We start from the raw sequence: 21,271 nt of genomic DNA on the forward strand, positions 1-21,271 counted from the left end.
AGGGGTATGGTGGACTCATGACCGACACCGGCATGCCCCTCCCCGACCTCGCGACCGACGGCGGCCACCCGCACGACGGCCCGCACGGCTACGCCTCCGACAAGGAGGCCTACCTCAAGCGCATGCGCCGCATCGAGGGCCAGGTGCGCGGCATCGCCCGCATGATCGACGAGGACGTCTACTGCATCGACATCCTCACCCAGGTGTCCGCCGTGACCAAGGCGCTGCAGGCCGTCTCCATCGGCCTCGTCGAGGACCACCTGGGCCACTGCGTCGTCGACGCGGCCCGCGCGTCCGAGGCCGAGGGCGCCGCGAAGGTCAAGGAGGCGGCCGACGCCATCGGCCGGCTCGTCCGGTCCTGACCCACGTCTCACTCCCTGCTGATCCACCCTCGATGAAGGAGCACGCATGAGCACCGTCACCACCCTGGGCGTCACCGGCATGACCTGCGGCAACTGCGTCGCGCACGTGACCAAGGACCTCTCCGCCGTCCCCGGCGTCGAGGACGTCTCGGTCGAGCTGCACGTCGGCGGTACCTCCGACGTCACCGTCTTCTCCGACGCCCCGCTCGACGAGGCCGCGCTGCGCGAGGCCGTCGACGAGGCCGGCTACGACGTCGAGTCCGTCGCCGTCCAGCAGGACGCGCTCGCCGCCCAGCAGGCCGCTCAGGCGCCCGCCCGCCAGGAGGCGCACAACTGCGCCTGCGGCTGCGGCACCGGTGAGGCCTCCGCCACCGAGACCGCCCCGGCGCAGAAGACCTACGACCTGGCCGTGCCCCCGCGCGCCTGAGTCCCCGCTCCCCGGAGCCACCCCCGCGGACCGCCTGCCGAACCGTCGCCCGCCCCGCCCGCCCCGGACCGGGCCGCCGCGACCCAGGCCCTCCGCGCCGCGCCGTCGTCCCCCGACCCGGCGCCCCCACCGCGACCCCGCCGCCCCGGGTCGTCGCGGGTGACCTCCACCCAGCACCTCAGGGAGTCACCCTCATGAGCACCCCCACGTCCTCGCCGGTCGACCCGGCAGGGCCCGCCGCCGGCCCTCCGATCCTGGAGATCGACCTCGCCATCGAGGGCATGACCTGCGCGTCGTGCGTGGCGCGCGTCGAGAAGCGGCTCAACCGCGTCGACGGCGTCACCGCGACGGTGAACCTGCCGCTCGAGAGCGCCCACGTCGAGCTCACCGCGCCCGTCGACGACGCCGCGCTGGTCGAAGCCGTCGAGAAGGCCGGCTACGGCGCCCGCGTCACCGGCCGCCGCGACGTCGCACCGCCCGCCCCCGACCAGTCGGACGCTCAGCGCACCCCTGCGCACCACACGTCTGACACCTCGGCCCCGGGCGACGCCCGCGGCGCGGACCTGCGCCGTCGGCTCGTCGCGTCCGCGGTGCTCACCGTGCCGGTGGTCGCGCTGTCGATGATCCCCGCGCTGCAGTTCACGGGCTGGCAGTGGGTGGTCGCCGCCGCCGCGCTGCCGGTCGTGACGTGGGGCGCGTGGCCGTTCCACACCGCCGCGGCGCGGGCCGCCCGGCACGGCGCGTCCACGATGGACACGCTGGTCTCCCTCGGCGTGATCGCCGCGACCCTGTGGTCGCTGTGGGCGCTCACCCTCGGCGGCACGGGCGAGCTCGGGATGCGGATGCGGCCGTCGCTGATCCCGTCCGAGTCGGGCGGCGCGCCCGAGCTGTACTTCGAGGTCGCGGCGGTCGTCACGACGTTCCTGCTCGCCGGCCGGTACGCCGAGCACCGCTCCCGCCGCCGCGCCGGCGACGCCCTGCGCTCCCTGCTGGAGCTGGGCGCGAAGGACGCCGAACGCGTACGGCTCGGCCCCGACGGCGCGCCGCTGACCGGTCCCGACGGCGGGCGCGTCACCGATCGCGTGCCCGTCGCGGACCTCGCCGTCGGCGACGTGTTCGTCGTGCGGCCGGGCGAGAAGGTCGCCACCGACGGCGAGGTGGTCGAGGGCGCGAGCGCCGTCGACACGTCGCTGCTCACGGGCGAACCGGTCCCGGTCGACGTCGCCCCCGGGGACGCCGTCACCGGCGCGACCGTCAACACGTCCGGCCACCTGCTGGTGCGCGCCACGCGCGTGGGCGAGGAGACCACGCTCGCGCAGATCGGGCGGCTCGTGTCGCAGGCGCAGACCGGCAAGGCGCCCGTCGCCCGGCTCGCCGACCGCATCTCCGCCGTCTTCGTGCCGATCGTCATCGGGCTGTCCGTGCTCACCCTGGTGGGCTGGCTGGTGGCCGGCGCCGACGTCCAGCTCGCGTTCACCGCCGCCGTCGCGGTGCTGATCATCGCGTGCCCGTGCGCCCTCGGCCTCGCGACGCCCACCGCGCTGCTGGTCGGCACGGGCCGCGGCGCGCAGCTCGGCATCCTCATCAAGGGCCCGGAGATCCTGGAGTCCACGCGCCGCGTCGACACCGTCGTGCTCGACAAGACCGGCACCGTCACCGAGGGCCGCATGCAGGTGGAGCGCGTGCTCGTCCCCGACCTGTCAGGGCCACGAGCAGGTTCTGGGAGTCCTGGCCCCGACACGTCGCGGGAGCGGGAGGTGCTGGCGTACGCCGGCGCCGTCGAGGCCCTCAGCGAGCACCCGATCGCCCACGCGGTGGCCGCCGCCGCACGCGAGCTGTCAGGGCCACGAGCAGGCTCTGAGGGTCCTGGCCCCGACAGCTCGGTCGGGACGGGGGCGGACGGCGTCGGGATCGGCGCGCTGCAGGCGTTCGACTTCCGCGCGACGCCGGGCGGCGGGGTCGAGGCGGTCGTGCGGCGGGCGCACTCGGGCCTCGCCGGGCTCGCCGCGGACGGCGGGCTGAACGCCCGGCGGGTGCTCGTGGGGCAACCGTCATGGCTGGCCGGGCAGGGCGTCGCGTTCGACGTCGGCGGCACGGACGGACTGGCGGCAGCGTTCGCCGACGCCGAGGCGACCGGGGCGAGCGCCGTCGTCGTCGCGTGGGACGGTGCCGCCCGCGGCGTCGTCGTGCTGCGCGACCCGGTCAAGGCGACGTCCGCCGAGGCCGTGCGCGAGCTGCGCGACCTCGGGCTCCGGCCGGTGCTGCTCACCGGCGACGGCGAGGGTGCGGCCCGCGTCGCCGCCCGCGAGGTCGGCATCGCCGAGGAGGACGTCATCGCCCGCGTGCTGCCGCAGGACAAGGCGGCGGTCGTGACGCGACTGCGCACCGAGGGCCGGGTCGTGGCGATGGTCGGCGACGGCGTGAACGACGCCGCCGCCCTCGCCACCGCGGACCTGGGGCTCGCGATGGGCACGGGCACCGACGTCGCGATCGAGGCGAGCGACATCACGCTCGTCCGCGGCGATCTGCGCTCCGCGCCCGCCGCCGTCAGGCTCTCGCGCGGCACGCTGCGCGTGATCAAGCAGAACCTGTTCTGGGCGTTCGCCTACAACGTGGCGGCCATCCCGCTCGCCGCGGCGGGGCTGCTCAACCCGATGATCGCCGGGGCGGCCATGGCCGCGTCGTCCGTCATCGTCGTCGGCAACTCGCTGCGCCTGCGCCGCGCCGGCTGACCGCGAAGCGTTGTGGGTGGGATCGTGGCCCGTTCTCGGTGCGAACCCGGGCCACGATCCCACCCACAACGCTTCCCCGGGATCAGCGGAAGCGGCGGCCCTCGTCGCGGCGGTAGGCGCCGACGGCGAGGACGGCGAACAGCGCGGTCCAGCCCAGCAGCACGACCCACGCCAGCCCGTAGGCGGGCTCGCCGGTGAGCGCCTGCACCAGCAGGTCACGACCGGCGCGCGTCGGGGTGGCCTGCGAGATCGCGTCCAGCCACTCCGGGAACGCCTGCGGCGGCAGGAACAGGCCGCCCGCGAACGCCAGGGGGAACAGCATCGCCTGCACGACCGGCAGCGCGGCCTTCGCGGACAGCGAGTACCCCACCGCCATCCCGAGCAGCACGAACGGCACGGAGACCAGCAGGATCGTGGCCACCCCGGCGAGCAGCTGCCCGAACGTCACGGTCGCGGCGGTGAACAGCCAGCCGATGAGGATCAGCGGGACCAGCCCGAACAGGGCGAAGATCGCGCCGTTGCCGATCCGCGCGACCATCCGCGGGCCGGGGCCGGCCGGCAGGGAGCGCAGGAACGGGTCGAACGGGAGCTGCCGGTCCTCGGCCACGCCCAGCCCGTAGGTGAACAGGCTCGCCGAGCAGACGGCGAACAGGCCGAGGCTCGCCACCGACATGGTCGCCCACAGCGGGTTGTTCGCGACCTCGCGCTGCGGCACGACGAAGAAGAACATCGCCAACGCCGGGAACAGCATGTTGCCGAGCACCGCGATGGGCACGCGCACCGTCTCGAGGAACTGGTAACGCAGGTGCAGCCAGGTCAGCCGCAGCGGTCCCGGGGCCCTCCCCGCCCGGGCGGGGGGCGTCGTCGCGCTCATCGTGCCGCCTCCGTCACCATCTCCTCGAACGCCTCCTCGAGGCTCGCGCCCCGGATGCGGAGGTCGTGGAAGTCCACGTCGACGCGCACCAGCGACCGGACGAGCTCGTCGGCGTCCGCCGTGTACAGCTCCTGCGTGCCGTCGTCGAGGCGCTCGGAGCGCACGACGCCGGGCCATGCGGCCAGGTCCGCCGTCGCGCGGAGCGCCACCCGGCGCAGGCCCACGCGTCGCAGGATGGCGTCGAGCGTGTCGTCCGCCCGCACCACGCCGCGGTCGATGACGACGACGCGCTGCGCCAGCGCCTGCACCTCCTCGAGGTAGTGGCTGGTGAGCAGCACCGTGCCGCCGGCCGCGTGGTAGGCGCGGATCGCGTCCCACAGCGCCTGGCGGGCACCGACGTCGAGCCCGGTGGTGGGCTCGTCGAGCAGGACGACGCGCGGCCGCCCCACCAGCGACAGCGCGACGGCGAGCCGCCGCTTCTGCCCGCCGGACAGGGCGCCCGTCTGGCGGCGGGCCAGGTCGGCGAGCCCGAACTGCTCCAGCAGCTCGCCCGTGGGCACCGGGTCGGCGAAGTGCCCGCCCACGAAGTCGACCACCTCGCGCACCCGCAGCGTGGCGGGCAGCCCCGTCTCCTGCGGGGTGATGCCGAGGCCGGTGCGGCTGGCGGCGTCGCGCGGGTCGCCGCCCAGCAGGCGCACGGTGCCCGCGTCGGGGCGGCGCTGGCCGCTGACCAGCGAGAGCAGCGTGGACTTGCCGGCCCCGTTGGGCCCGAGCAGCCCCACGAGCTCGCCGGGGCCGACGTCGAGCGACACGTCGTCGAGCGCGACGACGTCGCCGAACCGCCGGGTGACGCCGCGCACGGCGACGACGGCGGGCACCGCTGCGTGCCCGGGGTCGGACGGAGCGTCGGGCGCGGCGTCGGGCGCGGACGGCGCGTCGACCCGGGCGGGTGCACGCTCCGGGGGGCGGGTGCGGGTCATGATCCGGCTCCTCTCAGCAGGCCGGTCAGGGCCTCTTGGTAGTCCTCGAACGCGCGGCGCCCCTGCGGGGTGAGCGCGAGGTAGGTCGCGGGGGTGCGGCCCTCGTGGGTCTTGGTGACGCGGACGTAGCCCGCGTCCTCGAGCTTGCGCAGATGGGTGGACAGGTTCCCGGCGGTCATGTCGAGCAGCTTCTGCAGCCTGGGGAAGCTCAGCTCGTCGCCGGCGTCCAGGGCGGCGAGTGTCGCGACGACGCGCAGCCGGGCGGGCGCGTGGATGACCGGGTCGAGGGCGTCAGCCACGGCCCGCCCCCTCCCCCGCCCGGCGCCGTCGGCGCACGATGCGCAGGTGCTCGACGAGGGCCATCACGAGGAAGCCGCCCCCGCCGGCGAACGCCATCACGAGGTAGGTGAGGGGCAGGCCGGCGAGCGTCGCGGCCGCGGCGACCAGCAGGATCCACCCGCCCAGGACGAACAGGGAGCGGTCGTCGAACGCGACCGCCCCGCCCAGGTACAGCAGCCCGACGACGAGGCACGCGCCGCCGTTGCTGGCGAGGCCCATGAGCTCCCCGTCCGCTCCCGCACGGGCGAGCCCGCCGAGGAACGCGCTGAAGGTGAGGAAGCCGAGCATCCACGCCCAGCCGTACATCGCGCCCGTCCGGGCGGAGACGCCGCGCGTGCCGGACGTGCGGCTCATGGTGTGCACCATCGTGAACACGACGGCCGCGGCGAGGGCGCCGGCGAAGACCCAGTACGCCCAGGCCTCCGGCTGCTCGCGGCCCTGCGCGCTGAACCACAGCACGAGGTAGCCGGCCAGCCACGCGACGCCCCACGCGCCGTAGAGTGCGCGGCCGTCCGGCCCGAGGGCCGCGCGGGCCCGGTCCTGCTGCTCGCGGATGAGCCGGAGCGAGTCGGCGGCGGCCAGCCCCGCGTCGTCGTTGGCGTCGCCAGGGCGGTCGGGGTGTTCGGTCATCGCTGCCTCTCGGAGATCCTGCAGACGACTTTGCGCTGCAAACTGCTTTGTCGATCATGGCACTGAGCGGCTCCGTGCACAACCCCTCGGAAATGTGATATCACTTTGCTATCGCAGCGCACCCGACCCGCGCGTCCCCCGACCCTGGAGCATCGATGAGCGACAGCACTCCCCCGCAGGCCACCACCGGCGGTACCCCCGCCGGCCGTCCCGTCGGCCACGACGGGACCCGCGTCGAGGTGGAGGAACGCGCCGCCTGGTCGGTCGGCGCGGGCGGCGCCGTCCTCGGCGTGGTCCTGTCCCTGCTCGTCCTCGCGCTCGGCACGCTCGGCGCCGTCTCGAACGACGCCCCGGCCATGGTGTGGCTCCTGGCCGTCGGCCTGCTGCTCGCGCTCGCGGTGCTCACCGGCATCTCCGTGATCAGCCCCGGCGAGACGCTGGTCGTGCAGCTGTTCGGCCGCTACCTCGGCACGATCCGCCGCACGGGCCTGGTCATGACCGTGCCGCTCAGCACGAAGCGCCGCGTGTCGGTGCGGGTCCGCAACTTCGAGACCAGCGAGCTCAAGGTCAACGACGCCGACGGCAACCCCATCAACATCGCCGCGATCGTCGTCTGGCAGGTGGCCGACACCGCCCGGGCGAGCTTCGCCGTCGAGGACTACGACGACTTCGTCTCCGTGCAGGCCGAGTCTGCGCTGCGGCACGTGGCCATGTCCCACCCGTACGACGGCGGGGACGGCGTCGAGTCGCTGCGCGGCGCGACGGAGCTCGTGTCCGGGGAGATCGCGGCGGAGGTCGCCGCCCGCGTCGCGGTCGCCGGCGTCGAGGTCGTCGAGGCCCGCATCTCGAACCTCGCCTACGCCCCGGAGATCGCCCAGGCCATGCTGCAGCGCCAGCAGGCGGGCGCGATCATCGCCGCCCGCTCGCGGATCGTCGAGGGCGCCGTCTCGATGGTCGAGGACGCGCTGAACCGCCTCGAGTCCGAGGGCGTCGTCACGCTCGACGACGAACGCCGCGCCACCATGGTCTCCAACCTGCTGGTGGTGCTGTGCGGCGAGAGCCGCGCCACCCCCGTCGTCAACGCGGGATCGCTGTACCAGTGACGCCCGCACCCCCTGCACCTGGGGAAGAGCCCGGGGACGACGCGCCGTCGTCCCCGGGCGCCGAGCGTCCTGAGGGTCTCGGGCGTCCCGCCCGGCCCGCGCGCAAGCAGGTGCTGCTGCGCCTCGACCCCGCGATCCACGACGCCGTCGCCCGCTGGGCCGCCGACGACCTGCGCAGCGTCAACGCCCAGATCGACCTGCTGCTGCGCCGGGCGCTCAAGGACGCCGGGCGGCTCCCGCGCGACGCGGCGCCCACCCGGCGTCCCGGACGCCCCCCGTCCTCCTGATCGCCGTCCAGGGGCGGGTGCTATAACCGGACGGTGGCCGACCCGCAGACGATGACGCCCGCGGCGCGACGCCGCACCACCGCCGAGATCTGGATCGTGCTGGGCCTCAGCCTGGGGCAGAGCGGCGTGTACGCCCTGGTCAACATCATCGCGAGGCTCACGGCCGAGACCCCGCTCGCGGAGCAGTCCGCGACCCTCAACGCCAGCCAGTCGGACCGCTCGCTCCTCGACCTCACCTACCAGCTGCTGGGGATCTTCTTCGCGCTGGTCCCGGTCGCGCTGGCGCTGTACCTGCTCAGCGGGCGGGCGGGCGCCACGTGGCGGGGCACGCGTCGTCGGATCGGCCTCGACTGGGGTCTGGAGGACGCGCGACCCGGCCGCGACGTCGCATGGGGCTTCGCGCTGGCAGCCGCCATCGGCATCCCGGGGCTCGCGTTCTACGCCCTCGGCCGCCTGCTCGGCATCACGGTCCAGGTACAGGCCAGCGCCCTGAACGAGCACTGGTGGACGGTGCCGGTCCTCGTCCTCGCCGCCCTGCAGAACGGTCTGCTCGAGGAGGTCGTGGCCGTCGCGTACCTGCACGAGCGCACCCGCGACCTCGGATGGTCCCGCCTGTGGTTCGTGGTGTGGAGCTCGCTGCTGCGCGGCTCGTACCACCTGTACCAGGGCATCGGCCCGTTCTTCGGCAACGTCGTGATGGGGCTGGTGTTCTCGTGGTTCTACACCAGCCGGTGGGGCCGGCAGCGGGTGGTGCCGCTCGTCGTCGCGCACACCCTGCTCGACGTCGTCGCCTTCGTCGGCTACGCGCTCCTGCCGCAGGGGTGGAAGAACGCGCTCGGCCTCTGATCGGAGGCCGAGCGCGTCCCGCCGGGTCAGCCCCGCCGGAGGGCGAGCAGCTCCTCCCGGTGCACGGCCTGCGCCTCAGGGTCGGGCACCGGCAGCGAGGCCAGCAGCTGCTTCGTGTAGTCCTCGCGCGGCGCGCCGAGCACCTGCTCGCCCGTGCCCTCCTCGACCAGGTGCCCGCGGTAGAGCACCGCGATGCGGTCGGCCAGGAGGTCCACGACGGCGAGGTCGTGCGACACGAACAGGCAGGCGAAGCCGAGCTCCTTCTGCAGCTCGGCGAAGAGCTCCAGCACCCGCGCCTGCACCGACACGTCGAGGGCCGACGTCGGCTCGTCGGCGATGAGCAGCTCCGGGTCGAGCGCCAGGCCGCGCGCCAGCGACGCGCGCTGCCGCTGCCCGCCGGACAGCTCGTGCGGGAAGCGGTCGCCGTAGCTGCGGGGCAGCTGGACGGCCTCGAGCAGCTGGTCGACGCGGCCGCGCGCGGCCTCCGGGTTGCGCACCCGTCCGTGCACGACCAGCGGCTCCGCCACGCACTCGGCGATGGTCAGCAGCGGGTTGAACGACGTGGCCGGGTCCTGGAACACGAACCCTAGCCGCGGGCGCATCGCCTTGAGGTCACGCCCCCTGGCGCCGCGCATCTCGGTGCCGAGCACCTGCAGCGACCCGCCGCTCACGGGCGTGAGGCCGGCGATCGCGCGGGCGATCGTCGTCTTGCCCGAGCCCGACTCCCCGACCAGCCCCAGCACCTCGCCGGGGCGGATCGCGAGGTCCACGCCGTCCACCGCGGTGAACGCCGGTTGCCGGAACCGCCCCGGGTACGTGATGGTCAGGCCCTCGGCCCGCACCACCGGCTCGGACGCCGCCCATCCCTCGGGGCGGGCGGCGGCGCGCTCGACGGCGCGGACGGCGCCCTCACCGATGCGCGGCACGGCCTTGAGCAGCGCCTTCGTGTAGTCGGCCTGCGGGTCGGCGAACAGGTCGCCCACCGCCGCCTGCTCCACGACCTTGCCCTGGTACATCACGGCGACCCGGTCGGCCAGGTCCGCCACCACGCCCATGTTGTGCGTGATGAGCACGATCGCCGTGCCGGTCTCGTCGCGCAGGTGGCGCAGCAGGTCGAGGATCTCGGCCTGGACGGTGACGTCCAGCGCCGTCGTCGGCTCGTCCGCGACGATGAGGCTCGGCCCCAGCACCAGCGCCATCGCGATGACGATGCGCTGCTTCTGCCCGCCCGAGAACTGGTGCGGGTAGTGGTCCACGCGGTGCTCGGGGTCGGGGATGCCGACCGTGCCGAGCACCTCGATCGCCCGCCGCCGCGCCTCCTTCTTCGACACGTCGCCGTGCGCACGGATGCCCTCGGCGATCTGCCACCCCACCGTGTACACGGGGTTGAGCACGCTGGAGGGCTCCTGGAACACCATCGCCACGTCGCGGCCGCGCACCTGGCGCAGCTTCGACGCCGAGACCGCGACGACGTCCGTCGCCGCGCCGTCGCGCCCCGTGAGGACGACGGCGCCGCTCGTGGTCGCCGTCTCCGGCAGCAGGCCCAGGATGGTCTTGGCCGTGACGGTCTTGCCCGAGCCGGACTCGCCGACGACGGCGAGCACCTCGCCCGGCTGGACGTCGAGGCTCACGCCGGCGACGGCCCGCACGGGGCCGGCGTCCGTGGCGAACGAGACCTCGAGGTCCCTGACCGACGCGACAGCGCCGTTCGGCGCGACGGCGTCGTGCGACGCGACGGCGCTGTTCGATGCTTCGGCGCTCATGCGTCGTCTCCCTTCGGGTTCTCCGAGTGCTCGGCGGACGCCGGGTTCTCCGGGTCGGAGGCGTCCGCCTCGACCGACGTCGCCGCGACCGCCCCCGCCACCTGGCCGGAGCGTGCGCGCGAGCGCAGGCGCGGGTCGGCCAGGTCGTTGAGCGACTCGCCCACGAGGGTCATGCCCATCGCCGCGAGGACGATGGCGAGACCCGGGAACAGCGCGGTCCACCAGATGCCCGAGGTGACGTCGGCGAGCGAGCGCTGCAGGTCGTAACCCCACTCGGCTGCCGCCGTCGGCTCGATGCCGAAGCCGAGGAACCCCAGGCCGGCGAGCGTGAGGATCGCCTCCGACGCGTTGAGCGTGACGATGAGCGGCAGCGTGCGCGTGGAGTTGCGCAGCACGTGCCGGGTCATGATGCGCCAGTGCCCGGTGCCGAGCACGCGCGCCGAGTCGACGAACGCCTCCGCCTTGATCCGCACCACCTCGGCGCGCACCACCCGGAAGTACTGCGGCACGAACACCACGGTGATCGACAGCGCGGCGGCGAGGATGCCGCCCCACATGCTCGACTGCCCGCCCGAGATGACGATGGCGAGCAGGATCGCGAGCAGCAGGGACGGGAACGCGTAGATCGCGTCCGCGATCACCACGAGCACCCGGTCGAGCCAGCCGCCGAAGTACCCCGACACCAGGCCGAGCAGCACGCCCACGACGATCGACGCCACGACCGCGACGAGCACGACGAGCAGGGACGTCTGCGCGCCCCACACCACGCGGGACAGGACGTCGTAGCCGCCGACGGTGGTGCCGAACCAGTGCTCCGCGGACGGCGGCTGCTGGGCACCGAACGCGACGCCGTCCCCGCTGCGCAGCTGCGACCAGCCGTACGGTGCCAGGAGCGGCGCGAAGACCGCGACCAGCACGAACAGCGTCGTCAGGACGAGGCCCGCGATGAGCATGCCCCGCTGGAGCCCGACGCTCTGGCGCACCTGGTGCACCACCGGCAGCTTCTTGAACCAGGCCCCGCGGCCGGCGACGTGCTCGGGGGCTGCGCCGGCCGTGCCGACGCTCGTGATCTCTCCGCTGGTCATCAGTACCTCACCCTCGGGTCGATCAGGGCGGCGAGGACGTCCACGAGGAAGTTCGTCACCGCCACGACCACGGCCATCAGCACGACGATCCCCTGCACGGCGACGAAGTCGCGCGCCTGCAGGTACTCCGACAGCTGGAAGCCGAGGCCGCGCCACTCGAACGTGGTCTCGGTGAGCACGGCGCCCACGAGCAGCATCGCGACCTGCATGCCGGCCACGGTGATGATCGGGATGAGCGCCGGGCGCCACGCGTGCTTGCGCACGAGGCGGCTCTCCTTGACGCCCCGCGAGCGGGCCGCGTCGATGTAGCCGGTACCGAGGGTGCCGATCATGTTGGTGCGCACGAGGCGCAGGAACACGCCGGCGGTGAGCAGGCCGAGCGCGATCGCCGGCAGCGCGGCGTGCGACAGCACGTCGAGCACGACCTCGGGGTCCCCCGTCTTGAACGCGTCGATCAGCATGAACCCGGAGTCGGCCCCGGCGAGCTGCATCGCGATCTCCCCGTCGGTGGACACGCGGCCTGCCACCGGGAACCAGCCCAGCCAGACGGAGAACACCAGCTTGAGGATGAGGCCGGCGAAGAACACCGGCGTCGCGTACGCGAGGATCGCGAGGATGCGGAGCACCGCGTCGGGCAGACGGTCGCGGAAGTAGCCGCTGACCATGCCGAACGGGACGCCCAGCACGAGAGCCGCGACGATCGCGTAGGACGCGAGCTCCAGCGTCGCCGTCCCGTAGGTCGTGAGCACCTCGGTGACCGGTCGGTTGTCGCTGATCGTGGTGCCGAAGTCGCCGGAGAAGATCCCGGTGAGGTACTCCCAGTACTGGACGACGATGGGTCGGTCGTAGCCGGCCGCATGGATCAGCTCGGCGAGCTGGTCGGGCGGAAGCTTGCCGCCCAGCGCGGCGGTGATGGGGTCACCGGTCGCGCGCATGAGCACGAAGACAGTGGTGACCAGGATGAACACGGTGGGGATGATGAGCAGGAAGCGCACCAGGACGTAGCGTCCCAGTGCGCTCCCTGCCGTGCTACGTGCAGACACGAGAAGTGCTCAGTCCGTCTCTCAGCCCTTGGCCATCGCGGCGTAGCGGACCTTGAACGACGCGTCCAGCGTGTCCTCGACGCCCGTGACGTCGGCGCCGGTGACCGCGACCTGCGCACCCTGCAGGTACGGGACGGTCGACAGGTCCTCGGCCTCGGCCTCCTGGATCTGGCCCAGGAGCTCGGTGCGCTTCGCCTCGTCGGCCGTGACGGCCTGCTCGAGGATCATGTCCTCCACGTCCTGGTTCACGTAGTGGTTGCCCAGGAAGTTCTCCTTGAGGAAGAACGGCGTGAGGTAGTTGTCCGCGTCCGAGTAGTCCGGGAACCAGCCGAGCTGGTAGGCCGGGTAGACGTCGGACGTGCGGTCCTTGGAGTACTGCACCCACTCGGTGGTCTGCAGGTTGACCGTGAACAGGCCGTCCGCCTCGAGCTGGTCCTTGATGAGCGCGTACTCGTCGCCCGACGACGGGCCGTAGTGGTCGTTCGAGTACTGCAGGTTCAGCTCGACCGGGGTGGTGACCCCGGCGTCGTCGAGGCGCTTCTTCGCCGCGTCGGCGTCGGCGCCGCCCTGGCCGTCGCCGTACATCTCCTTGAGGGGCTCCGTGGCGCCGGTGAGGCCGTCCGGGACGAAGGAGTACAGCGGGGTGTAGGTGCCCTTGTAGACCTGGTCGGCCAGGGCCTCGCGGTCGATGAGGTCGGCGACGGCCTGGCGGACCGCGGTCGCCTTCTCCGGGTCGGCGTCCGACTGCTTCTCGCCGTAGGGCTGGGTGTTGAAGTTGAACGTGATGTAGCGGATCTCGCCGCCGGGCCCGTCGACGACCTTCACCGCGTCGTCGCCGCGGAGGTCCTCGATGTCCGTGGGCGACAGCGACCGGAGGGCGACGTCCACCGAGCCGTCCTGCACCTCGAGCTTGAGGTTGGAGGCGTCCGTGAAGTACTTGGCGGCGACCTTCGGCGTCTTGGCCGCGCCGAGGATGCCCTGGTAGCCGTCGTACGCCTCGTAGCTGATGAGCTCGTTCGTCTTGTAGCTCGTGATCGAGTACTGGCCGGCGAACGCCTTGCCGTCGACGATCTCCTGGTCCGGCGTCACGGCGTCGGCCGAGAAGACGTCCTCGTCCACGATGGGGCCGACGGGGGACGACAGGATCTGCGGGAAGATCTGGTCGTTCTCGCTCTTGAGCTTGAAGACGACGGTCGTGTCGTCCGGCGTCTCCACCGAGTCGAGGTTGTACAGCAGCGACGACGGGCCGTTCTCGTCCGCGATCGCGAGCTGGCGGTCGAAGGTGAACTTGACGTCGGAGGAGGTGAGGTCGTTGCCGTTGGCCCACTTCAGGCCCGGCTTGAGCTTGACCGTGTACTCCTTGGGCGACGTGAACTCCGCCGACTCGGCGATGTCCGGCTCGACGTCCGGGCTGCCGTACGGGGTGTTCATGAGGAACGGGTAGATCTGGTTCATCACCGCGAACGACCCGTTGTCGTACGACCCGGCCGGGTCGAGCGACGTGATCTTGTCCGTGGTCCCGACGACCAGCGACTCGGCGCTGCCGCCGCCGTCGCCGCTCCCGCCGTCGCCCGAACCGCCGCCGCACGCGGTCAGCACCAGCGCGAGCGCTGCGGTCCCTGCGGCGCCGGCGAGCAGCCGTCGCGAGCCTCTGATGGCACTCATGGTCGTGGTCCCCTTCGTCCAGGCCGGCCGCGGCGGGTGGCCGCGGACTCGTCACGATGCGGGTTTCTAGCACACCGGTGTGTCGCTCCCGTCACGGGTGTGGGTCACACCCGGAGGCAGGTTCGCATCGTGGTCCGGGAACCTACCACCGCTCTCTACCTCGTGTCACAGGCCGTGAGGCCCGGTAACACCTAGACTTTCCGGCATGTCCGGAGCGAGCACCGCGGGTCCTGCCCAGGATCCTCCGCACCGGAGCCCCGCGAGCGACACGGCGCCGCCGACCGGCCCGCTCCGGGCCCTGCTCGGCGACGACACCTCGGACCAGGGCACGCCGACCGACCTCGTGCGCGTCGTCGACACCCCCGAGGCCCGGGTGCGGCACCCGTCCGACATGCTCGGCATGGTGGTCAGCGCGCTGGGCGTGGCCCTGGTGCTGGTGCTGTCGGTCGTCGCGCACGCCACCACCGAGGGCGTCACCCAGGACGTGCGGACCTTCAGCTCCCTGCTGGCGCGCATCCTGTTCATCCCGGTCGCGCTCCTCGAGGGCCTCATCACCCTGTTCGTGCCCGCGGCCGTGCTGATCGAGCTGGGCTGGCGCCGGCTGGGCCGCCAGGTGGTGGAGTCCATCTGCGCCGCCGCGCTCGGGCTCGTGCTCGGCGTCGTCACGGCCCTGACCATCTCCCGCTTCGGCAGCGACGAGCTGATGCGCGGGCTGTCGGTGTTCACCGACGGCGCGTGGCAGCTCACCATCCCCGGGTACGTGGCGGCGATCGCCGGCCTGCTCACCACGGCGGGGCCGCGCACCCGCCGGCGGACGGTGCGCTGGTCGTGGAACGTGCTGTACCTGGCCCTGTTCATCGTGCTCATCACGGGGCAGGTGTCGCTGCCGGGCGTGCTCGTCGCCCTGCTGCTCGGCCGCCTCGCCGGGCAGGCGGTGCAGTACGTGTCCGGCGTGCGCAGCGAGCGCGCGTACGGCGCCGACCTCGTGGCGGCGGTGCGGCGGGCCGGGTTCCACCCGACCGCGCTGGTGCGGGTGCGCGACGTCTCCGCCGTCGTCGACGACGCCGAGGCGGACGCCGACGGCCCTCCCGCCCTGCCGGAGGACCCGGTGGCCTCCTACGACGCCGACGGCGACGTCGTGGACGCCCCGGAGGACGAGGAACACACCCTCCCGCCGGACCCCACGACCGCGGACGCGGCGGCCGTGGCCCTCACCCGCTCCGGCGACAACCGGGTGTACGCGCTGTTCACCGGCGACGGCGAGCCCCGCCGCGACGTCGTCGTGCTGGACGGCGACCGACAGGTGCTGACCACGGTGCAGCGGCTGTGGCGCGCCCTGCGGCTGCGCGGCCTGGAGGGCCGCGCAGCGATCTCGCTGCGCGCCGCGGCCGAGCGCACCGCCCTGCTCGCGTACGCCGCCCAGGCGGCCGGCGTGCGCACCCCTCGGCTGGAGGGCATCGGCGTCGCCGACGACTCGGTGGTGCTGGTGCAGGAGCACGCGCGCGGCGCCGTCTCCCTGCGCGACCTCGAGCCCGACGACCTCGACGGGCCGCGGGGCGACGCCGTGCTCGCCCAGGCGTGGGAGCAGCTGCGGCGGGCGCACGACGCCGGGCTGACCCACCACGCCCTCACGCCCGACGTCGTGCTGGTGCACCGGGACCTCTCCGGCGCGCCGCACGTGTGGCTCACCGGCTGGGAGCAGGGCGAGATCGCGTCGGGCACCCTGTCGCGACGCCTGGACCTCACGCAGATGCTCGCGCTGCTGGCCCTGCGGGTCGGGGCGCGTCGCGCGCTCGCCTCCGCGGTGCGCGCCCTGCCCGACGAGGACATCGCCGCCATCGGGCCGCTGCTGCAGTCCATCGCGCTGCCCAGCCCGACGCGCGAGGAGGTGCGGCGCGCGAAGGGCCTGCTGGACGAGCTGCGCGAGGCCCTCGTCGAGCGGCTGCCGCAGGCGGACGTGCAGCCCCAGAACATCACCCGCTTCGGCGCCCGCACGGTCATCATGCTCACGCTGACGATCGTCGCCGTCACGGTGGTCGTCACGACCCTGAACTTCGAGGAGATCGCCTCGGCGATCACCGAGGCGAACCCGTGGTGGGTCGCGGCGTCGTTCCTGCTCGGGGCCCTCACCTGGTTCGGCGCGGCCCTGACGTTCAGCGCCTTCTCGCCGGAGAAGCTCCCGCTGTGGCGCGCCACGCTCACGCAGATGGCCGGCTCGTTCGTCGCGCTCGCCGCCCCGGCGGGCATCGGGCCCGCGGCGCTCAACCTGCGCATGCTCACCCGGCGCGGCGTGACCACGCCGATGGCGGTCGCGACGGTCGCGCTGGTGCAGCTGTCGCAGTTCGTCGTCACGGTGCTGCTGCTCGTCGTGCTGTCGGTGTCCACCGGGTCGGGCGGTCTCATCGACCTGCCGTCGACGACCGTGCTGCTGGCGATCGCCGGCGTCGGCATCGCCGTCGTCGCCACGCTCCTGGTGCCCTCCGTCCGCCGGTGGGCGTGGGAGAAGGCGCGCCCGACGCTCGAGCAGGTCTGGCCCCGGCTGTCGGCGATGCTGGGCCAGCCCACCCGCCTCGCGCTGGGCCTCGGGGGCAACGTCGTCATGACGCTCGGGTACGTGCTGGCGTTCGACTTCGCCCTGGCCGCGTTCGGGCAGTCGCTCAACCTCATCGACGTCGCGGTGATCTACCTGGTCGGCAACTCCGTGGGCGCGATGGTGCCCACGCCCGGCGGCCTGGGCGGCGTCGAGGGCGCGCTCATCGCCGGGCTCACCGCCGCCGGCATCCCGGCGTCGCTCGCCGTCACCGTGACCATGCTCTACCGCGTCGTCACCTACTGGGCCCGCGTGCCGATCGGCTGGGTGGCGATGAAGCGCCTCGAGAAGACCGGCGACCTGTGACGGCGGTGGGCTCTGCGCCCGGCTGCTCGTCGAGCACGTCGTCGGCGTCGGCCGCCGCGGAGGAGCTCGACCGCGTGCTCGCGGGGCTGCAGTGGCGCTTCGTGGCACGGTCCCGGCACACGCTGGCCGCCGGCGAGTGGGCCGAGCACGCCTCCGGGGACGCGGCGCTCCTGCTCGTCACCGACGGCCTGGTGCGCGTGCGCGGCGTGGGCGACGTCGCCGACCTCGCGCCCGGCGACTTCCTGTTCCTGCCGCACGGCCCGCGCTTCGAGGTGCACGCGCTCTCGACCGCCGCCGTGCAGTGCGTGCGGGTGGCGCCCGTGGGCGCGGACGACGGCGCGGGCGTGCTGCCCGCCGTCGTGCTCCTCACCGAGCTGCCGCAGACCGAGCCGACGGCCGCGACGATGCTGCGCTCGCTGGTCGAGGACTACCGCGCCCCGCGCAGCGTGCTGGGCGACCGGGTCGTCACGCTCGTCGCGTCGATGGCGATCAGCGCCTGGTACGCGCGCGGCTGTGCCCCGGCCCGCTGGTTGATGCAGCGCGAGGACCCGGGCCTGGCGAGCGCCGTCGCCGCGATCCACGCCGACCCCGGCCGCGAGTGGACGGTGGACGACCTGGCCCGCGTGGCGCTCGCCTCCCGGTCCGGGTTCGCCGCCCGCTTCCGCTCCGCGACGGGGCTGACGCCCGGGCGCTACCTGGCGCAGGTGCGCGTGGCGCACGCGCGCTGCCTCCTGACGGCGGGCGACCTGCCGGTCGCGACGATCGCCCGCCGTCTGGGCTACGGCTCGGACACGGCGTTCGGCCGCGCCTTCCGCCGTCACACGGGCGCGACGCCGTCCGAGTACCGCCGCGACAGCGTGCTGCGCACCAGGACCCCGCCCGCGACGGCGGCCACCGCCGCCACGAGGTAGGTCCAGCCGACCCCCACGGAGTCGACGCCGAGGCCGCCCACCGCGGAGCCGAGGATGATCGCCGTCTGGAACGCCGCGACGACGAGCCCGCTGCCCGCCTCGACCTGGCCGGGCATCATGCGGGTGATCCACACCTGCACCACGTTGAGGACGCCGCCGAACGCCGCGCCCCACACGATCACCGCGGGGTACACGAGCAGCGGCAGGGCGGACGCCAGCCCGACGGCGGCGACGCCCGCGCCGATCGCCACGGGCACTGCGAGCAGCAGCACCGCGAGGTGCCGGTCGACGAGCGCCCCGATCGCGAAGTTCCCGACCAGGCCGCCCACGCCGAACAGCGCGAGCAGCACCGCGACCTGCCCGACGTCGGACCCCGGCAGCTGCGACAGCGCGGGCCGCACGTACGTGTAGCCGGCGAAGTGCCCGCCGATGACCGCGACGATCGCCACGAGGCCCAGGCCGACGCCCGGCGACCGCAGCGCCCGGCCCGTCGCCGACCAGCCGATGCCCGGCGTCGGCGCCACGGGCGGCAGGGCGACGCGCATCGCGACCGCCGTCACCACCGTGATCACCGCGGCGGCCACGAACACGACCCGCCAGCCGGCCGCGGCGCTGAGGATCACGCCCAGCGGCACGCCGGCCACCGTGGCGACGGTCGTGCCGGCGTTCACCACCATCATGGCCCTGCCCACCCGGTCCGCGGGGACGAGCTGCGTCGCGATGACCAGCGACATCGACCAGTAGCCGCCCAGCGCCGCGCCCAGCAGCAGCCGGGCCGCCATGAGCACGCCGATGCTCGGCGCCAGCGCCACCAGCACGTTGGAGGCGACCGCGCCCAGCGCGAGCACCACGAGCAGCGTGCGGCGGTCGGTGCGCGGGAACAGCGAGCCCAGCACGAGGGCGGTGAGCAGCGCGGTGAGGGCCGTGGCGCTCACGGAGAGGCCCACGACGCCCTCGGTCACCCCGAGGTCCTGCGCCACCGGGGTGAGCACCCCGGGCGGCAGGAACTCCGCCGTCACGAGGGAGAAGCTGCCCAGGAACATCGTGGCCAGCGCCAGCGCGGCGCGTCGGCGCGGGAGGGGGCCGGGCGCCCCCGTGACCGCCGTGGTGGCCGTCGTGGTGGCCGCCGCGGGAGCCGCGGCGGTGTCGATCGGGTTCGTCGTCATGCAGGTCGCAACAACGCGCGGCGGCACCCGGGCCGACCGGGACGCCGACGGACTCGATCCAGACGCCACGCGCCGGACGCCGTCCGCCCCCGGGGCCGGGGACGCCGGAGGCCCGCCGCTCGCAGGATGGGGGGGGGGGGGCGGCCGGGGGGCGCGCCGCGGCCCCGGGGCCGGGGGGGGGGGGGGGGGGGGCCCCCCCCCCCCGGGGGCCCCCCCACCGCACCTCCCCCGCTCGTCCCCCTCGCACGTCCCTGGACGAAGGAGTCTGCGATGACGTCCACCGCCACGCCGGCCACGGCCGGCACCCGCCTCCCGGCGCCGGACCCCGCTCCCGCGCCGCCACGACGCGGCGGGACCTCGCGGCTCCACCGCACCGAGAAGAGGTGGGCGCTGCTGTTCGTCGCGGCGCCCGTGCTCGGCTACCTGCTCTTCATCCTCTACCCCACCCTCTTCGCGCTGTACGCGTCGCTGACCCGGTGGAACGGGCTGGGGCCGATGCAGTTCATCGGGCTCGACAACTACGTCGCCCTGCTGGGCGACGAGCGGTTCCGCCAGACCTTGTTCAACACGTTCTTCTACATGATCGGCATCCCGATCGGGCTGGCGATCTCGCTCGCGCTCGCCGTGATGATGAACCGGAAGATCTTCGGTCGCGCCGCGTTCCGGGCCATCTACTACGTCCCCGTGATCTCGTCCATCGCCGCGATCGCGATCCTGTGGCAGTGGGCCTACAACGGCGACTTCGGCCTGGTGAACCAGTTCCTGGGGCTCTTCGGGATCGACGGCCCGAACTGGCTGGCCGACCCGGTCTGGGCCAAGCCCGCGATCATCATGATGGCGGTCTGGAAGGGGCTCGGGTACTCGATGCTGCTGTACCTGGCCGCGATCCAGTCCGTGCCCCGCTCCCTCTACGAGGCCGCCGAGCTCGACGGCGCCGGCGGCTGGCAGAAGTTCCGCTCCATCACGCTGCCGATGGTGCAGCCGGTGACGTTCTTCCTCATCGTCACGCAGGTCATCGGCGGCGCGATGATCTTCATCGAGATCCAGATCATGACGCCCACCGGCGGGCCGGAGTACTCCACGGCCTCCGTCGTCTACCACATCTGGCTCCAGGCGTTCCGGTACCAGCAGATGGGCTACGCCACCGCGATGTCGGTGGTGCTCGGGCTCCTCATCCTCGTCATCACGCTCATCCAGTTCCGGCTGAACCGGCGCAACGCCGGCTTCGTCGTCGACTGAGGCCAGGGAGACACCATGACCACCACGACGCCCGCTCCCACGACCGCCACCACGACCGGCGCCCCGATGGGCACGCGCCTCGGCCGCTCGGCACGCTCGCGCCTCACCGACACGATCGTGTGGGTCGTCCTCGCGGCGGGTGCGGTCTTCATGATCGCCCCGCTGGTGTGGATGCTCTCCACGTCCCTGAAGACGAAGCTCGAGGTCTTCGCCCTCCCCCCGGTGTGGATCCCGGAGGTCCCCCAGTGGGACACCTACGTCCGCATGTGGACGGACTCCTACGTTCTCGACGGCATCAAGAACAGCCTGGTCGTGTCGCTCAGCGTCACGGTGATCGGGACGTTCACGTGCTCGCTGGCGGCGTTCGCCCTCGCCAAGATGCGGATGCCGTTCAAGAACGCGATCTTCATCGGCCTGCTCACCGGCATCATGATCCCGTTCCCGACGATCATGATCCCGCAGTTCGTGATGTTCTCGAAGATCGGCTGGGTGGACACGCTGTGGCCCCTGATCGTGCCGGCGATCTTCGGCAACATCGTGATGATCTTCTTCCTGCGCCAGTACCTGTCGAGCGTGCCGGACTCCCTCGTCGAGGCGGCCAAGATCGACGGCGCCTCCTACTGGCAGATCTTCTGGCGCATGATCATGCCGATCATCCGGCCCGCCGTCGCCGCCCAGTTCATCCTGTGGTTCATGGCGGTCTGGAACGACTACCTGGCGCCGATCCTGTACCTGAACACCCCCGAGAAGCAGACGCTGCAGGTGGTCATCGCGAACATGAACGTCCAGTACGCGACCCAGCGCGACTACCCGCTGATCATGGCCGCGTCCGTCGTCGCCGTGCTGCCCATCCTCGTGGTCTTCCTGATCTTCCAGCGGCAGATCATCGAGTCCGTCGCCCTCACCGGCACGAAGGGCTGACG

19 protein-coding genes are annotated in these 21,271 nt (G+C 73.3%); 10 read left to right on the forward strand and 9 right to left on the reverse strand.

Annotated elements, in window-relative coordinates:
* The first annotated feature begins 17 nt into the window (after window positions 1–17).
* From ACFQ8T_RS11060 to ACFQ8T_RS11070, 3 genes are all read left to right on the forward strand, one after another.
* Window positions 18–362 carry a metal-sensitive transcriptional regulator gene (locus ACFQ8T_RS11060; RefSeq protein ID WP_430546581.1) on the forward strand — a complete coding sequence of 115 codons (345 nt, stop codon included), beginning with the start codon at window positions 18–20 and terminating at the stop codon, window positions 360–362.
* Window positions 363–408: 46 nt separating this feature from the next.
* Window positions 409–789, forward strand: coding sequence for a heavy-metal-associated domain-containing protein (locus ACFQ8T_RS11065; RefSeq protein ID WP_430546582.1), 381 nt, complete (start codon window positions 409–411; stop codon window positions 787–789).
* Window positions 790–983: 194 nt separating this feature from the next.
* A complete protein-coding gene (locus ACFQ8T_RS11070) occupies window positions 984–3,521 on the forward strand; it encodes a heavy metal translocating P-type ATPase (RefSeq protein WP_430546583.1) in 2,538 nt (845 codons plus the stop codon).
* Window positions 3,522–3,603: 82 nt separating this feature from the next.
* Here ACFQ8T_RS11070 and ACFQ8T_RS11075 read toward each other — a convergent pair whose 3' ends face one another.
* Genes ACFQ8T_RS11075 through ACFQ8T_RS11090 form a run of 4 tightly spaced genes read right to left on the reverse strand, consistent with a single transcriptional unit; the run spans window position 3,604 to window position 6,344 of the window.
* A complete protein-coding gene (locus ACFQ8T_RS11075) occupies window positions 3,604–4,395 on the reverse strand; it encodes an ABC transporter permease (protein ID WP_430546584.1) in 792 nt (263 codons plus the stop codon).
* Window positions 4,392–5,375 carry an ABC transporter ATP-binding protein gene (locus ACFQ8T_RS11080; RefSeq protein ID WP_430546585.1) on the reverse strand — a complete coding sequence of 328 codons (984 nt, stop codon included), beginning with the start codon at window positions 5,373–5,375 and terminating at the stop codon, window positions 4,392–4,394. The genes ACFQ8T_RS11075 and ACFQ8T_RS11080 overlap by 4 nt, the downstream gene beginning before the upstream one ends.
* A complete protein-coding gene (locus ACFQ8T_RS11085; protein WP_429763150.1) occupies window positions 5,372–5,674 on the reverse strand; it encodes a transcriptional regulator in 303 nt (100 codons plus the stop codon). Before ACFQ8T_RS11085 ends, ACFQ8T_RS11080 begins: the two co-directional genes overlap by 4 nt.
* The gene (locus ACFQ8T_RS11090) at window positions 5,667–6,344 is read right to left on the reverse strand and encodes a hypothetical protein (protein WP_430546586.1); all 678 of its coding nucleotides are present in this window, start codon (window positions 6,342–6,344) and stop codon (window positions 5,667–5,669) included. Before ACFQ8T_RS11090 ends, ACFQ8T_RS11085 begins: the two co-directional genes overlap by 8 nt.
* A 155-nt stretch (window positions 6,345–6,499) precedes the next feature.
* Between ACFQ8T_RS11090 and ACFQ8T_RS11095 the strand changes: the two genes are divergently transcribed.
* Genes ACFQ8T_RS11095 through ACFQ8T_RS11105 form a run of 3 tightly spaced genes read left to right on the forward strand, consistent with a single transcriptional unit; the run spans window position 6,500 to window position 8,580 of the window.
* Window positions 6,500–7,447 carry an SPFH domain-containing protein gene (locus tag ACFQ8T_RS11095; RefSeq protein ID WP_430546587.1) on the forward strand — a complete coding sequence of 316 codons (948 nt, stop codon included), beginning with the start codon at window positions 6,500–6,502 and terminating at the stop codon, window positions 7,445–7,447.
* Window positions 7,444–7,734 carry a hypothetical protein gene (locus ACFQ8T_RS11100; RefSeq protein ID WP_430546588.1) on the forward strand — a complete coding sequence of 97 codons (291 nt, stop codon included), beginning with the start codon at window positions 7,444–7,446 and terminating at the stop codon, window positions 7,732–7,734. Before ACFQ8T_RS11095 ends, ACFQ8T_RS11100 begins: the two co-directional genes overlap by 4 nt.
* Before the next feature lie 51 nt (window positions 7,735–7,785).
* The gene (locus ACFQ8T_RS11105) at window positions 7,786–8,580 is read left to right on the forward strand and encodes a CPBP family intramembrane glutamic endopeptidase (RefSeq protein WP_430546671.1); all 795 of its coding nucleotides are present in this window, start codon (window positions 7,786–7,788) and stop codon (window positions 8,578–8,580) included.
* A 26-nt stretch (window positions 8,581–8,606) separates the two neighbouring features.
* Here ACFQ8T_RS11105 and ACFQ8T_RS11110 read toward each other — a convergent pair whose 3' ends face one another.
* From ACFQ8T_RS11110 to ACFQ8T_RS11125, 4 genes are read right to left on the reverse strand one after another with little or no spacing between them, the layout of a single operon-like run.
* Complete coding sequence (locus tag ACFQ8T_RS11110; protein WP_430546589.1) at window positions 8,607–10,343, reverse strand: dipeptide ABC transporter ATP-binding protein; 1,737 nt, start codon at window positions 10,341–10,343, stop codon at window positions 8,607–8,609.
* Entirely contained in the window at window positions 10,340–11,428 is a 1,089-nt protein-coding gene (locus tag ACFQ8T_RS11115; protein WP_430546590.1) for an ABC transporter permease, read from the reverse strand. Before ACFQ8T_RS11115 ends, ACFQ8T_RS11110 begins: the two co-directional genes overlap by 4 nt.
* A complete protein-coding gene (locus tag ACFQ8T_RS11120) occupies window positions 11,428–12,471 on the reverse strand; it encodes an ABC transporter permease (protein ID WP_430546591.1) in 1,044 nt (347 codons plus the stop codon). The genes ACFQ8T_RS11115 and ACFQ8T_RS11120 overlap by 1 nt, the downstream gene beginning before the upstream one ends.
* Before the next feature lie 21 nt (window positions 12,472–12,492).
* Window positions 12,493–14,136 (reverse strand): ABC transporter substrate-binding protein, encoded by a 1,644-nt coding sequence (locus ACFQ8T_RS11125; protein WP_430546592.1) that lies wholly within the window; start codon window positions 14,134–14,136, stop codon window positions 12,493–12,495.
* 205 nt (window positions 14,137–14,341) lie between these two features.
* Here ACFQ8T_RS11125 and ACFQ8T_RS11130 point away from each other — a divergent pair, with 205 nt between their 5' ends.
* Both ACFQ8T_RS11130 and ACFQ8T_RS11135 read left to right on the forward strand, forming a co-directional pair.
* The gene (locus ACFQ8T_RS11130; protein ID WP_430546593.1) at window positions 14,342–17,032 is read left to right on the forward strand and encodes a flippase-like domain-containing protein; all 2,691 of its coding nucleotides are present in this window, start codon (window positions 14,342–14,344) and stop codon (window positions 17,030–17,032) included.
* Window positions 17,029–17,943 carry a helix-turn-helix domain-containing protein gene (locus tag ACFQ8T_RS11135; RefSeq protein WP_430546594.1) on the forward strand — a complete coding sequence of 305 codons (915 nt, stop codon included), beginning with the start codon at window positions 17,029–17,031 and terminating at the stop codon, window positions 17,941–17,943. The genes ACFQ8T_RS11130 and ACFQ8T_RS11135 overlap by 4 nt, the downstream gene beginning before the upstream one ends.
* Here ACFQ8T_RS11135 and ACFQ8T_RS11140 read toward each other — a convergent pair.
* Window positions 17,850–19,109 carry an MFS transporter gene (locus ACFQ8T_RS11140; RefSeq protein ID WP_430546595.1) on the reverse strand — a complete coding sequence of 420 codons (1,260 nt, stop codon included), beginning with the start codon at window positions 19,107–19,109 and terminating at the stop codon, window positions 17,850–17,852. The genes ACFQ8T_RS11135 and ACFQ8T_RS11140 overlap by 94 nt on opposite strands.
* 270 nt (window positions 19,110–19,379) lie before the next feature.
* Here ACFQ8T_RS11140 and ACFQ8T_RS11145 point away from each other — a divergent pair, with 270 nt between their 5' ends.
* The gene (locus ACFQ8T_RS11145) at window positions 19,380–20,348 is read left to right on the forward strand and encodes a carbohydrate ABC transporter permease (protein WP_430546596.1); all 969 of its coding nucleotides are present in this window, start codon (window positions 19,380–19,382) and stop codon (window positions 20,346–20,348) included.
* 15 nt (window positions 20,349–20,363) lie between these two features.
* The gene (locus tag ACFQ8T_RS11150; RefSeq protein WP_430546597.1) at window positions 20,364–21,269 is read left to right on the forward strand and encodes a carbohydrate ABC transporter permease; all 906 of its coding nucleotides are present in this window, start codon (window positions 20,364–20,366) and stop codon (window positions 21,267–21,269) included.
* Window positions 21,270–21,271: the final 2 nt, after the last annotated feature.

Origin of the sequence: Isoptericola sp. NPDC056618, from assembly GCF_042792715.1 — a bacterium.
Lineage (GTDB): Bacteria > Actinomycetota > Actinomycetes > Actinomycetales > Cellulomonadaceae > Isoptericola > Isoptericola nanjingensis.

Bases quoted from the DNA above. Each gene is read 5' to 3' on its own strand.
- ACFQ8T_RS11125 (WP_430546592.1), bottom strand. From the start codon at position 14,136: ATGAGTGCCATCAGAGGCTCGCGACGGCTGCTCGCCGGCGCCGCAGGG.
- ACFQ8T_RS11140 (WP_430546595.1), bottom strand. From the start codon at position 19,109: ATGACGACGAACCCGATCGACACCGCCGCGGCTCCCGCGGCGGCCACC.
- ACFQ8T_RS11060 (WP_430546581.1), top strand. From the start codon at position 18: ATGACCGACACCGGCATGCCCCTCCCCGACCTCGCGACCGACGGCGGC.
- ACFQ8T_RS11110 (WP_430546589.1), bottom strand. From the start codon at position 10,343: ATGAGCGCCGAAGCATCGAACAGCGCCGTCGCGTCGCACGACGCCGTC.
- ACFQ8T_RS11070 (WP_430546583.1), top strand. From the start codon at position 984: ATGAGCACCCCCACGTCCTCGCCGGTCGACCCGGCAGGGCCCGCCGCC.
- ACFQ8T_RS11065 (WP_430546582.1), top strand. From the start codon at position 409: ATGAGCACCGTCACCACCCTGGGCGTCACCGGCATGACCTGCGGCAAC.
- ACFQ8T_RS11075 (WP_430546584.1), bottom strand. From the start codon at position 4,395: ATGAGCGCGACGACGCCCCCCGCCCGGGCGGGGAGGGCCCCGGGACCG.
- ACFQ8T_RS11080 (WP_430546585.1), bottom strand. From the start codon at position 5,375: ATGACCCGCACCCGCCCCCCGGAGCGTGCACCCGCCCGGGTCGACGCG.
- ACFQ8T_RS11145 (WP_430546596.1), top strand. From the start codon at position 19,380: ATGACGTCCACCGCCACGCCGGCCACGGCCGGCACCCGCCTCCCGGCG.
- ACFQ8T_RS11095 (WP_430546587.1), top strand. From the start codon at position 6,500: ATGAGCGACAGCACTCCCCCGCAGGCCACCACCGGCGGTACCCCCGCC.
- ACFQ8T_RS11130 (WP_430546593.1), top strand. From the start codon at position 14,342: ATGTCCGGAGCGAGCACCGCGGGTCCTGCCCAGGATCCTCCGCACCGG.
- ACFQ8T_RS11115 (WP_430546590.1), bottom strand. From the start codon at position 11,428: ATGACCAGCGGAGAGATCACGAGCGTCGGCACGGCCGGCGCAGCCCCC.
- ACFQ8T_RS11105 (WP_430546671.1), top strand. From the start codon at position 7,786: ATGACGCCCGCGGCGCGACGCCGCACCACCGCCGAGATCTGGATCGTG.
- ACFQ8T_RS11090 (WP_430546586.1), bottom strand. From the start codon at position 6,344: ATGACCGAACACCCCGACCGCCCTGGCGACGCCAACGACGACGCGGGG.
- ACFQ8T_RS11150 (WP_430546597.1), top strand. From the start codon at position 20,364: ATGACCACCACGACGCCCGCTCCCACGACCGCCACCACGACCGGCGCC.